Raw genomic sequence first — 14,879 nt, forward strand, 5'->3', positions numbered from 1 at the left:
ACAAAAACGGATATACAGAGAGCCAGTAAGGTCAGATCAACAAAGGGTTTGCTTATTCATGTTTTTGGTAAAATTGCTGCCGCTTTTATTTATCTTGTCTTTTAACCCTTGATTCGCATTAATAACTTAATAGTATTGTCACTAAGCAAAAGCATTCTTAGCAACGCAATACTATTTACAGACATTTAACAATCCCTTGCTTGTGGATTTATATACAATGTTTAGAATTGCTAAACAACTTCACGCTATGAAAAGATATTTAACCTTTCTGCTTTTACTTGTCGCACTTAGTGGCTTTGCCCAAAAAAAGAAAACTCAAAATGTAGTATTTATTTCTATCGATGGCTTTCGCTGGGAAGAAATATTCAGAGGTGCAGACTCTGCTATTTTGAGCAATAAAAAATTTCGCCGTCAGGATTCTGTCGAACTTTATAGGAAATATTGGGCTGCAACATCAAATGAACGCCGTAAAAAATTGATGCCATTTTTCTGGAGCACTCTGACTACACAAGGTCAGCTTTATGGTAACCGGGATTTAGATAACAAAGTAAATGTTAAAAATAAGTATTGGTTTTCTTACCCGGGGCGCAGTGAAACAATATGCGGCTATTATGATAGTTTGGTTAATTCTAACGAGTATCCTAATAATCCTAACATTAACGTATTTGAGTTTATCAATAAACAAAAAGGCTACGAAAATAAAGTGGTTACCATATCTGGTTGGGATGCCGTTGCAAAGATTGTAAACCGCGACCGCAATCATATGCCGCTCATTAATCCGTTTGAGAGTGTGGAAGGGCCAAACCTTACCGAATCACAGAAGCTCGCTAACGAGTTGCAAAATTATCTGCCAGATTACTTTGGCAAAGGGGTTCGTTGGGATTTAAATACTTACGCCATTGCCAAAACTTATATCGCGGCTAACCATCCAAAAGTTACCTATATAGATTTTGATGACCCCGACGATCTTGCGCACGCAGGGCAATATGATTCTTACCTTGACGCTATCCATTATTTAGATACGATGATTGGCAATCTCTGGAAAATGTATCAGAACGATCCGCTCTATAAAGATAAAACCACGTTTGTGATATGCCCCGATCACGGGCGCGGGTTGATAAATCAATGGACAGACCATGGCTCTAATACCGCACATTCAAATGAAACCTGGCTGGCTGTAATTGGTCCCGACACCCCTGTCACCGGAGAAGTGAAATCTGCCGGTCAAATCTATCAGGATCAGATTGCTCAAACTATAGCCAATTTGCTTGGATTTAATTTCGTGGCAAATCACCCGGTTGGTGCTCCAATTGTGTCAGTTTTTAAATAAAGTGAATCACCCCTAAACACAAAGCCTGGATATAAATGTCCAGGCGTTGTGTTCGACAAAGAAGCCCCATGTTGGGGCCGGTTTTTGTTTGGTAAATAAAATGTGTAAATATCAATTACTTTACGTCGCCTGCCATCTTTTTGGCTGTGCCCTTGCCGGGCAGATAAATTTGCAAGCCAAACGATAGCATTAAATTGCTCTGATAGCCTGCGCTGCCAAAGCCGCCTACGCCGTTGTATTTAAATAAAGTTTCGATGCCGATATTGGGTGTAACAAAATAAGCGAAGCCAGGGCCAACACTAAAATCGATGCCGTTGGTATTGCCACCGCCGTTGCTGGCATTTAGTCCGCCGAAGCCGACGGTACCTTCAGCAAAAAAGCGCCCGTGCTGTATAATGGCTACGTCAGACCCTGTGTAGTACCGGCCTAATGCACCCACCCCATAATTAATAATGGTGTTACTGTTATGCGCGCTCTGTACGCCAAAGTTTAAATATCCGCCCAGGGCTACATTGTCCTGTACAAACCACGCTGCCTTGGGTGATATGCTAAGGCTAAAAACCTTTGCGTTATCTAAGCCAAGGTTTATGTTGGCAAAGTTTGCACCAACAAATACATTGCCCTGCTGGATCTGCGCCCTGGCAGAGAGCCCGAAAGCAAACAATGCAATAAGATTAAGGATTAAAAGTTTTTTCATAGCTGTAAGATTTAATTAAATTATAAATGAAAAATAGATTCAACTTTTAGGGCTTTTGCGGAGGCGTTTGCTTGAGATAGTTGCGGCTAATTAATTGGACGGAAACGCCAATTACAAATATCCGGTTCACAGATATTTTGGGATATGTGCAAATATATCTGCGTATTGTTGAAATGCGGTAAAATTTAACTTCAATGCGTTTCATCTTTTAAAGTGAAACGCATTGTGATTTGCAACAAAACGAATCGGATATTTTGAAAAGTGAAACAGATTATGTTTTTCTCTGGCATTTGGCGATGCAGAATTATTGCTGGTGAATATGCCGGGTTTAATAAAAAAAGCCTCCCAGGTTTACCTGAGAGGCTTTTCGAAATTGAAGTTAATTACTTTTAGTTGTTGAGTTTAATTAAATTCATTTCTAATTTCTTATCCTTTTTAAAGTAATTCATTTGGAGTACATGGCCCGACTTGGCTGGTAAAAATCTCGAAAGGGTGGCTTTTTCGTCCTTAATTGGTAGTTTATCCGTAGTAAGCGTCCCATTCTTGTATTTTATCTGGCCAAAATTATCGGTGCTTTTCGAGGCGTCATCAATTTTGCCATGATCAACAAAACTAAACGCAATTTCAGAATTGTCGCTGTTTTGTGTAGTAAACATGTAGTCCATTAAGCCTAATCCATTAGCCCACGAAGCCAGATAATAGGCTGGAAAAAAACCGGAGTACGAAGGGAATGGCGCAGTTGAGGTCATTGCTTTAGGAATTTCTGTTGCGGTTTTAATATTCCCTTCCAGGTCATATTCCAAAACTACCATGTTTTCTAATTTAAGCTTTATAGGTCCTCCTCCCACTAATGATAGCGCAATTCCGCCTGCATCAGCTGCCTTTTTAAATTTCTCTGCAATAATCAAATTGGTGTTTCTGTTTGAGCGGATTATATTGTGGAAATACAAATAATACCCACCGGTAAGCTGGTGGTTCTCTATCGGTAAATATTTACCAAAAGACTCATCAAAAGTTTTAAAGCTGCTTTTTAAAACTTTTCCGGTTCGGTCCATTTGTATAAAAGCTAACCCTTCAGGAGCCGAAGTGTATGTTTTCTCACTTAAGTAATTAAGACCTATAATAGTTATTTTTCCGTCTTCAAGTATTGCATTAATCGGTACAACATGGTTTTCGCCAAAAGTTGTTGATACATCAAAAAGCTTGCTGCCATTTTTTGTGTTATATGCCGCAATAGACTGCGCTGTTTTTAAACTGTAAAGGCCTTTATCAATTCTTGTTATTCCTGTAAGAATCATTTCGTCGTCGCCTGTTAAAAACTTGGGTACTACAGCTTTTGATTTAGCTTCTGGCTCATAAGTTTGTTGCCACGAAGCCTGGCTGTTATTATTGATGTAGGTAATTACAAACGAGTTGTTGGGGTCGTTAAATGTGTAATTACAAAAGCCAGCATTACCAACAGTATAAATATCGGCGCCCACAATTTGGCCAAAAGTTTGGTAGGTATTGCTGTTAGTATTGTAATTGGTTTTTAATGTGTTTGCAGCTATTTCTTTAGCTTGTTGGTCGTATACCCTTAGTTCTATTGTTTTCTCTTTTTCGTCGTAAAATTTAAAGCAAAAGTTAGTGCCATCAAACCCACTGGTAAGCAACGACCAGCTTTTAGGCCCTGTAATATCGCCTGTACCAATTGGATTTAAATTCTCATCCAGCAGATTCAGCCTGAATAAGATTGTTTTTCTGTCCACCTTATCAAACTCATAGAAAGTGTAATAACCTTTTATAACGTTGTTTTTTTTAATACTTCCGAAGTCTTTTACAGTTACATCTTTTACTTTGTCGAAAACCTTGGTAACGTTTTGGGCAGATCCTCTTATACTCAAAAATAAAAGAGCAGTAGCAAGTAGTCGTAGTTTCATTTTACTTAATGGTTGTTAATTGTGTTTAGGGCTTCGGTAGAAGCATTAATTAATAGTTTATTGTTGTTAAAGTATCTGGTTGCGATGTCTGCCATTTGCCACGAACTTAAATTGTCCAATAGTTTTAACAGCGTTGTGTATTGGTCATTCTTATCGTCGGTATTATATTGATTTTCTGCCACCTGGTGAAGGGTGTGTGCCTTCATATGTTTACTTAAACTGACCATGGTGGTAAACAACTCAGCAGTGATAAAAGCGTTTTGGGGATAGTATGCGCTGGCTTGTATGAGTTGAAAGAGGTACATGCTGAGATGATTTTGATCTTTAGAATAAAGTGCCGCATTAAGGCAAGCCATTTTCTTGATCTCATTTAATTGTGAGTTATTGGCAAAAAGGTAGTCCTTTCCTGATTTAGGACTTTGGGCAAAAAAATTTTGCATCCATACTTTTCGTTGTGCACAATCGGGATGTGTTTGTAAGGAATCTGATCGTTCTTTGCTGAGTTGATTCCCAAAACCGAGAGGTTTGTCGGGGGGCGAAAGTTCGGCATCGAGATCAATGCTTTCTCGCTTAAAAAAGGTACTGATGTTTATCGCCGCCACATTTTTATCGGCAGAGTCTAGGAGGTCAAAAATACCGGAAACATTTTGCCCATTATATTCTGTATGCGAAAATAGGATCATTGCTAATGAGTCAGCGGCCTTTTCTTGTTCACGATCATGCCTCCTTTCATCAAAAATTGTGTTAAGCATCAAACTCTCCAGCTTCTCTTTTTGATTATATCCGTTCTTCTGGATAGCCTTGATTTGTCTTAAAAGTTCGGGCGAACTAAGCTTACTTAATTGTTTAAGAATAGCTGTGTTGACGTGATTTAGAATACAATGTCCCAGTTCATGGCAAAGAACCATAGCCAACTGGCTTTCATTTTCCACAATGCTTACCAGTCCCAGGTTACATACCACCGTTCCGTCCTCGTAACTGTAGGCGTTAACTACCGATGATCTGTCGACGAAGAAGTGATAATGGCTTTTATCCAGATGATTCTCCCGGATGATATGATCGATTATAGACTGCAGATATGGCCAGGCTTGATTGTCAAATAAAAAGCCCCTTTCATTGTATTTTCTTTCGAGCTCTTTGTTTTTCCTCTCAATTATTGCCAAATATTGTTTCCGAAACTTGTTATCCAGTAAATGACCATTCGCTGCTGTATTTGAATCTAAAAAAAGATGATAACCAGAAAAGCCAAGAGATGTGTAAACGTTATTTTGAGCAGAAACTTTGGCGGAGCATAGTACTAGGAATGAAAACAGAAAAGTATAGCTAATAAGTAGCCGATTCCCGAACGATGTAAAATAAAAAGAGTGACAGGTCAAGTTAAATAGAGGTATCTATCTTAATATATTAAAACTATTGGCGTTATACGCATATTGCAGATAGAAAGATGCAAAAAAAGAATACCGGCATCCTCCTATAAGAAACATTAGACAGTGATAGCAGAATGGTTATAACGTTGGTCTTTATTTGGCTTAAACCCTGGGTGCGGTCGGCTCGTAGTATTGAACTATCGCGCCCGAAGCAAATTCTTTTGTTTTTAAGAGTTTTAAATCAACTCTGTTCGCCATATTTTTAAATAACGGCAACCCGCTTCCTAAAATAATTGGATGCACGCAGATCTGGTATTCGTCAACTAAGCCAAGATTTATAAACTCTGCTATTAAACCGGGGCTGCCCGCAAAAAGGTTGTTGCCGGCTTGTTGCTTCAGTTCTAAAATATCATCTTTAATCACTTCGTGTTTTAATACAGAATTTTTCCAGTCGACACTTTTTAACGTACGCGAAAAAACGATTTTCTGAATATCATCTATAAGTACAGCAAACTCGTCAACTGCTTTATTGCCGGTGGGGTGTTCTACAATAGCCGGCCAGTAACTCTCCATTAACTGGTAGGTTGTTCTGCCGTATAAAAGGGCGCCTGCATTACTTAATAATTCGTTGTAGTGCTTGTGTAGTTCTTCATCTGCAACTGACGCTGTATGATCGCAGAAGCCGTCGAGCGTCATGTTGATTGCTGCAATTAGTTTCCTCATAATTTTTCAGATTAAACGAGCGTCAACTGATTACCCATTCCGAATCGCTCATGAAAAAGTTGATCAGTCGCTTTAAGAACGACTTTATCTTGTCGCCAAGGGTTTTAAGTTGGGGTGTTGCTGGCGGTGAAGTGTTCGGCTCGTCATTGCGCGGGGGCAATTCCGCATCTTCCATTTCCTTTAATACAAACTGGCGAACCATCGGATCACGGTTGATAATTTCATCCATTTCCGCTAACTCTCTTAGGGTGCACTCACCTTCCATGCGTTTTTTCCAGAGCACTTCAAACCGCTCTTGCGACATGGTACGCCTGATGATAAACCTCTTGTTGGAATCCATGGCATTTGATTTGGCTTAACATGCGTCAAATCAGGTGCCATATTTTTATTGTATTGGTAGTCAAATAATTACGATATTGTATAAGTAAAGTTTGATCGTTTTTGAAACAGTGGGTGTTCGGGGTTGATACATAATTTAAAACACCCCGCCAGGGAATAAACTTGCGCTGAAACACAGTGGGTTGCGGGGGGGGGCTGAATCGTAATTATAAATAATCATAAAAATAAAAATCATGGAACTTAAACTTATCCGTTCGGTGTTTAAACCCGACTGTACTTTGGGAAAAATGTTTTTAAATGATGCGTTTTATGCCTTTACATGCGAAGACACCGTAAGGAACTTAATGCCCGATGGCAGCGGCAAAATTAAAAACAGAACCGCTATTGATTATGGCCGCTATGAAGTGGTTTTGAGCTTTAGCAATCATTTTCAGAAATATTTGCCACTACTTTTGAATGTTAAATTTTTTGAAGGGATCAGAATTCATGGAGGTAATACCGCAGCCGATTCGGAAGGCTGTATTCTTGTAGGGGCCGAAAGCGATATGCAAACCAAAATTTGGAATTGCGCCAGCAAGGTGGCAAATCTGGTGGCAACACTTAAAGGTATTGAGAAGAAAGAGAAGATGTTTATCACGATAACGCATGAATAAGGTATAGCCTAAAAAACACCTTTTATCGTTTTGCTGTCCAAAGTTTCGAGGCTTTGGGAGATTTATATTTGTTATGCCCCTATGTTGCTCATTTCTTTTTCATTTATATCTTTACAATACTGCATAACCAATGCAAACCTCAAAACCACTTGATAGCCAATATGTCGACATTTAAGAAATTAGCCGCTTTATGCTTGCTGTCCCTTTTGTTTGGTGCTTGCCAAAATGAAGCTTCGAAGGAAAATCAATTAACCGAGAAAGAAAAAAGCGAAAAGTGGAAGCTTTTGTTCGATGGAACCTCGACAGCCGGATGGCACTTATATAACGTTGGTAATATTGGTAACACCTGGTTAGTAAAAGATGGCACTTTATATTGTAATCCCGATATCAACATCGATCACGGCGACCTCGTGTCTGATGACTCGTTTACTAATTACGATCTTGTTTTCGATTGGCAGATACCGGAAACCGGGAATAGCGGAGTGTTTGTAAATGTTTTGGAGCGTAAAGATATTCCTACAGCCTGGGCATCGGGGCCAGAGTATCAATTGCTTGGTGATAAGCATCAGGACGCATCAATTCCGAGTAAAGTATCGGGGTGCCTTTTTGCCTTTGGCCCGCAATTACATCCAGCCAAAAACAAGCCGAACGGCGAATGGAATCATTCCGAAATTATACAAAAAAACGGTAAGCTATCATTCTATTTAAATGGTACACTTACCGCCGAACAAGATCTAAAAGCCCCCGAATGGGCTGATAAAATTAAGAACAGCCATTTCAAAGCCTATCCAGAATATGGCCAATATAGCTATGGCCGAATAGCTTTACAGGATTGGACCAAGGGTGTTTCTTTTAGGAATATCAAGATTCGGGAACTGTAACGCAGATGGCTTATTTCTTTACCTCAACCAATAAAAAGGTCGCATTTACCGAAGTACGGTTCGGATCACTGCTCTTATTTTGAGCAGCGAACAAAGCTTCCAGTTCTTGTTGCAATTCTGCCGACTTTCCATTTTTTTCTGCCGCCTCAAAAGCATTCATTGTTGGCCCATAGTATGCTTTAAATAACTGAACAAATTCTGCAGGTTTATAATCGACATTGAATGTAAACGTTTTTTTGCTGAAGCTTATATTTTCAGGCAAGACACCTGCACTTGTAAAACGCTCTTTTACCTGGTCTTCTACACCCCAAAGCATTGGGCTAACAAAACCTTCGGGAGGTGGCGGGGTATAAGCGGAACTGATTCTGAGGATCTGAGCCACCAGTGTAGGATCGCCGGGGATCCAGTTACCCATTACAATTTTCCCGCCGGGTTTGGTAACCCTAACCATTTCTTTGGCCACGTCAAACGGCTTCGGGGCAAACATCGCACCGAATATGCTTACCACCATGTCGAAAGTATTATCGGCAATGCCGTGCAAATCGGTAGCATCGCCTTCCTGAAAAGTGCAATTGCTTAGTCCTTCTGCTTTTGCCCGTGCGTTTCCGGCGGCTACCAGATTTTCAGCGATATCAACCCCCAGTACATTTGCACCAAGCTTGGCCGACGGTATGGCGGTTGTTCCGTCACCACAGCCAAGATCGAGCACTTGCATGTTTTTAGTAATACCCAGATCGGCAACCAGCTGTTCTCCGCTGGCGCGCATTGTTTCGGCGATTTTGGTAAAGTCGCCTTTCTCCCATAGAGCTTTGTTTGGATTCATAGTACTTTGTTTTCTTCAAAGTTAAATGAAACCCAATTTCTTTACTTATATTAAACGTTCATAATCATGACTTTAAAGGCCACATTATTAATCACAGATTTGCGCCCGCAATGATCAATTTTTACGAAAGGGTATTACAGTATCCCAATTATCACCGCCAGTTTAACTGTAATGATAGCCTCATTACGGCATTCAATTGCCCCGCCGAAGCCCGGTTAATGAAAACTAAATTTGCCGAGTTGTGGACCCAATACAACTGCCTTTTTTATGTGGTGGAGGGAAAGAAGATATGGCATACTGCCGATGGTGTTTATCCAGTTGAACAGGGAAGCTGTATGTTTATGCGTAAAGGCGCCTTTATTCTCGAGCAGTTTTGGGATATTGGGTTTTGTATCGTGCTTTTCTTTATCCCCGATGAGTTTATATGCCACACCCTGAGTGCCAAACTTGATATGCCTGATCGCAAAAGGCTCACACACAAACAAGTAATTGCGCTGGAAACTAATCAAACACTGGAGGCTTTCTTTTTATCGATGTCTTCCTATTTCGGCCAATCGAAAGAGCCTGATCCATTACTTCTGGAGCTTAAATTTAAAGAGCTGATCCTCACAATTGCCGATAACCCCTTTAATAAAGAGATGCTCGCTTATTTCTGCGCGCTGATTCATGAGCCACGCCCCGTTGCTTTGCAACGGTTAATGGACGATAACTTCCGCTTCAATCTTAAACTTGAGCAATTTGCGAAACTAAGTAACAGGAGCCTGTCAACATTTAAACGAGATTTTCAAAGCACGTTTAATACTACGCCGGGTAAATGGCTTTTAGAAAAAAGGCTGCTGCACGCCAAAAGCCTTATTGTAAACAGCGAGAAATCCATTAATGAAATTGCTTTTGAAAGTGGTTTTGAAACCGCCTCACATTTTAGCAGAGCTTTTAAGCAGAAATTCGGACTAAGTCCTTCAAGTGTTCGGGAGAAGTAATTTTCGATGCGCGACTTTTAAACAAAGTAGACTACGACTTTTAAACAAAATCTTCAGTTTCGATAAACGCGAATTTTGCTTCATCAAATAAATAAAAAGATGAATACAAGTTCGAATAACGAAAAATTAGTGCTGGTTACTGGTGGTGCCGGGTTTATAGCCGTGCATTGCATAATTCAATTATTAAATGAAGGCTATCGAGTAAGGGCAACATTGCGCTCATTAAATCGGGAACCACAGGTAAGGGCCATGTTGCAAGAAGGTGGGGTAGACGCAGGTGCCAGGTTAACATTTATTCAGGCCGATCTTTCTGCCGGCGATCATTGGGAAGAGGCTGTAAAAGGCTGCACTTATGTGCTGCATGTGGCGTCTCCGACGCCTAAACTCAACTTCAAGCACGAAGATGAAATGATTGTTCCTGCCCGCGAAGGTGTATTACGCGTACTGCGTGCAGCCAGGGATGCTGGCGTAAAACGCGTAGTTTTAACATCGGCCATTGGGGCGGTGGTTTACGGCCACCCTAACCAAACGGAACCTTATGATGAAAACAGCTGGACAAACACGACAACTGCGCCGGCTTATCAAAAGTCGAAAACACTAGCCGAAAAAGCAGCATGGGAATTTATTGAACGCGAGGGCAATGGGTTAGAGCTTGCTGCGGTTAACCCAACTGCGGTAATGGGGCCTGTGCTGGGACCAGCGTATTCGCATTCTATCGATATTATTAAAAACCTGTTGACAGGTAAGATGGCTGGTTCGCCTAAAATTAACTCCTGCTTTGTTGATGTACGCGATGTTGCCGACTTGCACCTGCGCGCCATGACCAATCCTGTTGCAGCTGGCGAACGATTTATTGCCACTGCAGGCGAAAGTATTTGGTTGATTGACGTAGCCAGGATATTGAAAGAGAACCTCGGGGAAGCTGCTGCCAAAGTAAACGTAAAGCAATTGCCAAACACCCTGTTGAAAGTATTGGCAATGAAAGATCCTAAAATTAAAAGCATTGTGCCCCTGTTGGGTATTAATATGAATACCACCAGTGCTAAAGCTATCCGCATGTTAGGTTGGTCGCCGCGTACTACCCAGGAGGCGATATTGGCCACGGCAGACAGTCTCATAAGGCTCAATTTATTGTAACTTGCACTATGGAGGTTGCCGAAGTTTTTGTGTCATGTAAAAAGGAAGCCCATTACAGCCGGGAGCTCACACTCCCGCAGCCTGCGCTCGTGCGTGTGATATCAGGTGAGGTAAGGATTGTTGCCGCCGACCGTTGTTTTCGCTTCTTTCCGGGTGATACCGTTTTGTTTCCACGCGACCAATTAGGGCGAATGAGCAAACTGCCTATGAACGGGGAGCCTTGTGTGGCCATATCAGTTGTTTTTCGCAACGACCGATTAAAACGTTATTACAGCAATGTTAAACCACTGGCGCCAAGGAGTAATGAACCGGTAGTTTTTACTGATCATCCGTTGCTTCAAAGCCTGTTTAATTCTTTAGGGCCGTACTTTGATTTGGCCGATGCGCTGCCTGGCGATATCGCAGCCCTGAAAGTGGCCGAAGCAATCCATGTTTTGCGCGCCATTAACAATGCGGCCGACGGCTTGCTGGGGCATTTTGAAGCACCGGGTAAGCTGGACCTGGTGCAGTTTATGGAACAAAATTTCATGTTTAACCTGCCGGTAGAAAAGTTTGGCTACCTAACCGGCAGGAGCCTTACTACATTTAAGAAAGATTTTAAGAGCGCGTTTAAAAATACACCAGGCAGGTGGTTAACTAAGAAAAGATTAGAGCTGGCTCATTATCAAATTGTTGAACAAAAGCGTAAACCCTCCGAAGTTTATCTCGACGCGGGGTTCGAAAACCTTTCCCATTTTTCGTTTGCGTTCAAAAAGCTTTTTGGCTATAGTCCTGCCAGTGTAAATGCTTATTAAGAACTACCAGGCCATCGGTTTTATTAAGGTGTATGATATTGCCTGACAATATCATACACCTTTTTGCACTTATAATGCGGGGTTTGCAATCATTTATTTAGGTTTGGCGATATTTAAAAGTGCAGCAATGTTTTGGTACGAAGACGAGATAAAACGCCTGGAGCGGGTACGGACTAAGGTAATCCGCGAGCCTGATACGCTGTTCTACGGCAGTTCGTCTATCCGTTTGTGGACCAGCCTCGCAAAGGATCTGGAGGAATTTAATCCTGTTAATCTTGGGTTTGGGGGTTCTACAATGGCTGCATGTACCTGGTTTTTTGATCGTGTAATGGTTGGGTACAAGCCTCAACGCCTGGTTTTATATGCCGGCGACAACGATTTGGGCGATGGCAGGCATCCCGAAGAAGTATTTATCTTTTTTCAACAACTTGCTGCAAAAACAACTAAACGTTTTGGTGACATACCCTGCTATTTTATTTCTTTAAAACCCAGTTTCAGCCGTTGGAACATGGCCGATCAGTTTAGATTTACCAACAAAATTATATCGGAGGATATAGCAAGTAATCATCCCGACTGGCATTTTATTGACGTTTTTAACCCGATGCTTAACGTAGATGGAAAGCCAAACGCCAAATATTTTGCACCGGATGGCCTGCATTTGAGTGCGCAAGGCTATGCACTTTGGTCGGATATTATTAAGAAGGCCATAAGCTCATAAATTAACCGTATTTTGACGGGTAGTTAATCTGCAACGCAGATCTTTCAGCAAAAAGTAACCTTACTGATGAACAGGGAATATCACCGGTGGTATAGCGATCGCTTGGGTCGGGATATGGAGCTGCTGGTTTTTGGTCACGCTGGCAGAGCCGTGCTTTTCTTTCCGCCGCGCATGGGCCGTTTTTATGATTACGAGAACTGGGGTATCATCGAATCCCTCCGCGATCGTATAAGCAATGGCGAACTTCAGTTATTCTGTGTTGATAGTGTTGACTGTGAGAGTTTTTACAATGACTGGGCACAGCCACACGAGAAGATGCATAGGCATTTGCAGTACGAGCAGTACATACTTTGCGAGGTTTTGCCGCTAATGAATACCATAAACCCCAATAATGATATTGAAGTTGCCGGCTGCAGTATGGGAGCTTATCATGCCGCAAATATTACCCTTAAACATCCCCAGCTATTCAATAAGCTGGTTTGCATGAGCGGCCGCTATGATCTTACCCGATCTGTTCAATATTTTCGCGACCTGTTTAACGGTTACCATAACCAGGATATTTATTTTAATATGCCCCGCCAGTTTATGGCTAATATGGAAGATCAATGCATGCTTGATGCTATCCGTCGATTGGATATGTTGATTGCAATAGGTGAAACCGATCCGTTTATGCCCGATAATTACGACTTTAGCGAGGCATTGGGTTGGAAAGGCATAAATCACAAGTTTTATACCTGGCAGGGATACGCACACAGCCCCAAAAGTTGGCGAAAGATGGCACCGCTTTATCTTTAAAAACTTCTCGGCTTAGGTTATTTACCAAAGGCAAGGTAGTTATTTCAACAGGTATTCATTATCGCCTCTATTATTAGCATTTTTGAAGGTATGAAGAATGGTTGTTGGAAGAACGCAATGGCCGCATTATTGCTGACAGCAATTACTGGTTGTGGGTTTATAAAATCGCTGGGGAAAAAGCCTGCAGGTGATGAGCTTGCCCGACTGGATACGTTGCCTAATTATAAAGATGGCGCCTTCCAAAATTTGGCCAAACATCCCGATTCTACCGCCAAGTACGACCATTTTCTTTTTATCTTCCGTAAGCGCCAGAAACCTACCCGCCCCGCTACTGATCTGCCATGGGTAAAAACTAATTTACTGACATTGGCTGCAACTCCGCCAACCATTGTTTGGTTCGGGCATTCATCTTTGCTGATCAAAAGCGCGCAGGGTAATATACTCATCGACCCGGTTTTTAGTAACCAGGCATCGCCGGTGCCGGGAGTGCTAAAAGCGTTTAAGGGTACTAAAAATTATAAGGCTGAGGACATGCCGCCAATTGATGTGTTGATCATTTCGCACGATCACTACGATCATTTAGACTATAGCACTCTGAGAAAGCTGAAAGACCGTATTAAAATGGCCGTAGTGCCCATGGGGGTAAGGTCGGATCTCGTATACTGGGGTTTTGATCCGAAGAAAATAATTGAGCTGAATTGGAACCAATCCACAACGCTGCCCGGTGGGCTTCAGATTACTGCCACACCGGCACAGCACCATAGCAAACGTGTGCTTACAGAAAATAAAACACTTTGGGCATCTTATGTGATACAAATAAATAAATACCGGCTTTTTTATAGTGGCGACAGCGGTTATGGCACCCACTTTAAACAGATAGGGCAACAATATGGCCCGTTTGATCTGGCGCTTTTAGAGTGTGGGCAGTATAATCAGATATATGTTCACATGGGCCTTGGGCAACCGGCCCAGGCCGCTGTTGATCTGCGTGCCCGTTTGCTGCAACCTATCCATTGGGCCAAGTTTCCGGAAGCTAATCACCCCTGGAATGAACCTATAAAAACGCTTCTCCCAGCTGCAGCAAAATTGGGTATGCCGGTACACGTTCCGCGTATCGGAGAACCTTATGCCCTGGGCGATGTGCCCAGGACAGCAGATTGGTGGGATTTTGAATAGGTTGTGATCTTTGTCAAAAAAACGTTATGCCTGTTCTATAGCCAGTAATTCTTCAAGTTGGTTAAGGCCAATAGTAAAGCCACCTTCAAATCCCATTTCTACCAACATTTTAATATCGGCGTCATTATCAAAACTAAGGTCTATCACTACTTTGGTCTTATTGCCTTCGGCCATAAATTTATTATCCCAATGGCTTACCGGTGCGCCCGGCAATGTATTGCCCTCTTCGTCGGAGAACATGGCGTCGGTAGCAAACTTGCTTTCTTTTTCTATGGTGGTAAACTTTACATAGCTCCAGTGCTTCTGTCCCTCTGGCCCCTCCATAGCATATAGCCAGGCGCCGCCTACTGTAAAGTCCATCGATTTGGTTTTGGCTACCCAGGGTTTCGGTCCCCACCATTTTTCGAGCAGGGCAGGTTCTGTCCAGGCTCTCCACACTTTTTCAACTGGTGCGTTAAACTCACGTACTACATGAATCTTTTTAGCAGCAAGGTCTTTTTCGAATATCATGTTTGTCATTTTAAGTGGTTTTATATTTGGGTTATTC

General features: G+C 41.9%; 16 protein-coding genes. 9 read left to right on the plus strand and 7 right to left on the minus strand.

Features of this window, described 5'->3' with window-relative positions:
- The first annotated feature begins 247 nt into the window (after window positions 1-247).
- A complete protein-coding gene (locus GSY63_RS12850; protein ID WP_166586231.1) occupies window positions 248-1,330 on the plus strand; it encodes an alkaline phosphatase family protein in 1,083 nt (360 codons plus the stop codon).
- Window positions 1,331-1,445: 115 nt separating this feature from the next.
- On the opposite strand, the gene GSY63_RS12855 is transcribed toward GSY63_RS12850, so the two are convergent.
- The 5 genes from GSY63_RS12855 to GSY63_RS12875 form a co-directional block, all read right to left on the minus strand.
- Window positions 1,446-2,027: a porin family protein gene (locus tag GSY63_RS12855; protein WP_166586232.1), complete on the minus strand. Its 582-nt coding sequence runs from the start codon at window positions 2,025-2,027 to the stop codon at window positions 1,446-1,448.
- Between the two features lie 389 nt (window positions 2,028-2,416).
- A complete protein-coding gene (locus GSY63_RS12860; RefSeq protein ID WP_166586233.1) occupies window positions 2,417-3,946 on the minus strand; it encodes a DUF6770 family protein in 1,530 nt (509 codons plus the stop codon).
- Window positions 3,947-3,951: 5 nt separating this feature from the next.
- A complete protein-coding gene (locus GSY63_RS12865) occupies window positions 3,952-5,109 on the minus strand; it encodes a M48 family metallopeptidase (protein WP_166586234.1) in 1,158 nt (385 codons plus the stop codon).
- Between the two features lie 366 nt (window positions 5,110-5,475).
- Window positions 5,476-6,036 (minus strand): dihydrofolate reductase family protein, encoded by a 561-nt coding sequence (locus GSY63_RS12870; RefSeq protein ID WP_166586235.1) that lies wholly within the window; start codon window positions 6,034-6,036, stop codon window positions 5,476-5,478.
- A gap of 22 nt (window positions 6,037-6,058) precedes the next feature.
- Window positions 6,059-6,376 (minus strand): hypothetical protein, encoded by a 318-nt coding sequence (locus GSY63_RS12875; RefSeq protein ID WP_166586236.1) that lies wholly within the window; start codon window positions 6,374-6,376, stop codon window positions 6,059-6,061.
- Between the two features lie 232 nt (window positions 6,377-6,608).
- Between GSY63_RS12875 and GSY63_RS12880 the strand changes: the two genes are divergently transcribed.
- Both GSY63_RS12880 and GSY63_RS12885 read left to right on the plus strand, forming a co-directional pair.
- Window positions 6,609-7,028: a DUF5675 family protein gene (locus tag GSY63_RS12880; RefSeq protein WP_166586237.1), complete on the plus strand. Its 420-nt coding sequence runs from the start codon at window positions 6,609-6,611 to the stop codon at window positions 7,026-7,028.
- Between the two features lie 161 nt (window positions 7,029-7,189).
- Window positions 7,190-7,909 (plus strand): 3-keto-disaccharide hydrolase, encoded by a 720-nt coding sequence (locus tag GSY63_RS12885; RefSeq protein WP_166586238.1) that lies wholly within the window; start codon window positions 7,190-7,192, stop codon window positions 7,907-7,909.
- A 10-nt stretch (window positions 7,910-7,919) separates the two neighbouring features.
- On the opposite strand, the gene GSY63_RS12890 is transcribed toward GSY63_RS12885, so the two are convergent.
- A complete protein-coding gene (locus tag GSY63_RS12890) occupies window positions 7,920-8,732 on the minus strand; it encodes a class I SAM-dependent methyltransferase (protein ID WP_166586239.1) in 813 nt (270 codons plus the stop codon).
- 110 nt (window positions 8,733-8,842) lie between these two features.
- On the opposite strand from GSY63_RS12890, the gene GSY63_RS12895 reads away from it, so the two are divergent.
- The 6 genes from GSY63_RS12895 (at window position 8,843) to GSY63_RS12920 (ending at window position 14,332) form a co-directional block, all read left to right on the plus strand.
- A complete protein-coding gene (locus GSY63_RS12895) occupies window positions 8,843-9,712 on the plus strand; it encodes a helix-turn-helix domain-containing protein (protein ID WP_166586240.1) in 870 nt (289 codons plus the stop codon).
- A gap of 99 nt (window positions 9,713-9,811) precedes the next feature.
- A complete protein-coding gene (locus tag GSY63_RS12900) occupies window positions 9,812-10,849 on the plus strand; it encodes an SDR family oxidoreductase (protein ID WP_166586241.1) in 1,038 nt (345 codons plus the stop codon).
- 8 nt (window positions 10,850-10,857) lie between these two features.
- Window positions 10,858-11,643 carry a helix-turn-helix domain-containing protein gene (locus tag GSY63_RS12905; RefSeq protein WP_166586242.1) on the plus strand — a complete coding sequence of 262 codons (786 nt, stop codon included), beginning with the start codon at window positions 10,858-10,860 and terminating at the stop codon, window positions 11,641-11,643.
- Between the two features lie 127 nt (window positions 11,644-11,770).
- Window positions 11,771-12,361: an SGNH/GDSL hydrolase family protein gene (locus GSY63_RS12910; RefSeq protein WP_166586243.1), complete on the plus strand. Its 591-nt coding sequence runs from the start codon at window positions 11,771-11,773 to the stop codon at window positions 12,359-12,361.
- Window positions 12,362-12,427: 66 nt separating this feature from the next.
- Window positions 12,428-13,156: an esterase family protein gene (locus GSY63_RS12915; RefSeq protein WP_166586244.1), complete on the plus strand. Its 729-nt coding sequence runs from the start codon at window positions 12,428-12,430 to the stop codon at window positions 13,154-13,156.
- A gap of 90 nt (window positions 13,157-13,246) precedes the next feature.
- On the plus strand, window positions 13,247-14,332 hold the full coding sequence (locus tag GSY63_RS12920; RefSeq protein ID WP_166586245.1) for an MBL fold metallo-hydrolase: 1,086 nt from the start codon (window positions 13,247-13,249) through the stop codon (window positions 14,330-14,332).
- Window positions 14,333-14,356: 24 nt separating this feature from the next.
- Here GSY63_RS12920 and GSY63_RS12925 read toward each other — a convergent pair whose 3' ends face one another.
- Window positions 14,357-14,851, minus strand: coding sequence for an SRPBCC family protein (locus tag GSY63_RS12925; protein WP_166586246.1), 495 nt, complete (start codon window positions 14,849-14,851; stop codon window positions 14,357-14,359).
- Window positions 14,852-14,879 lie beyond the last annotated feature (28 nt).

It is taken from the genome of Mucilaginibacter agri, from assembly GCF_009928685.1.
Taxonomy (GTDB): domain Bacteria; phylum Bacteroidota; class Bacteroidia; order Sphingobacteriales; family Sphingobacteriaceae; genus Mucilaginibacter; species Mucilaginibacter agri.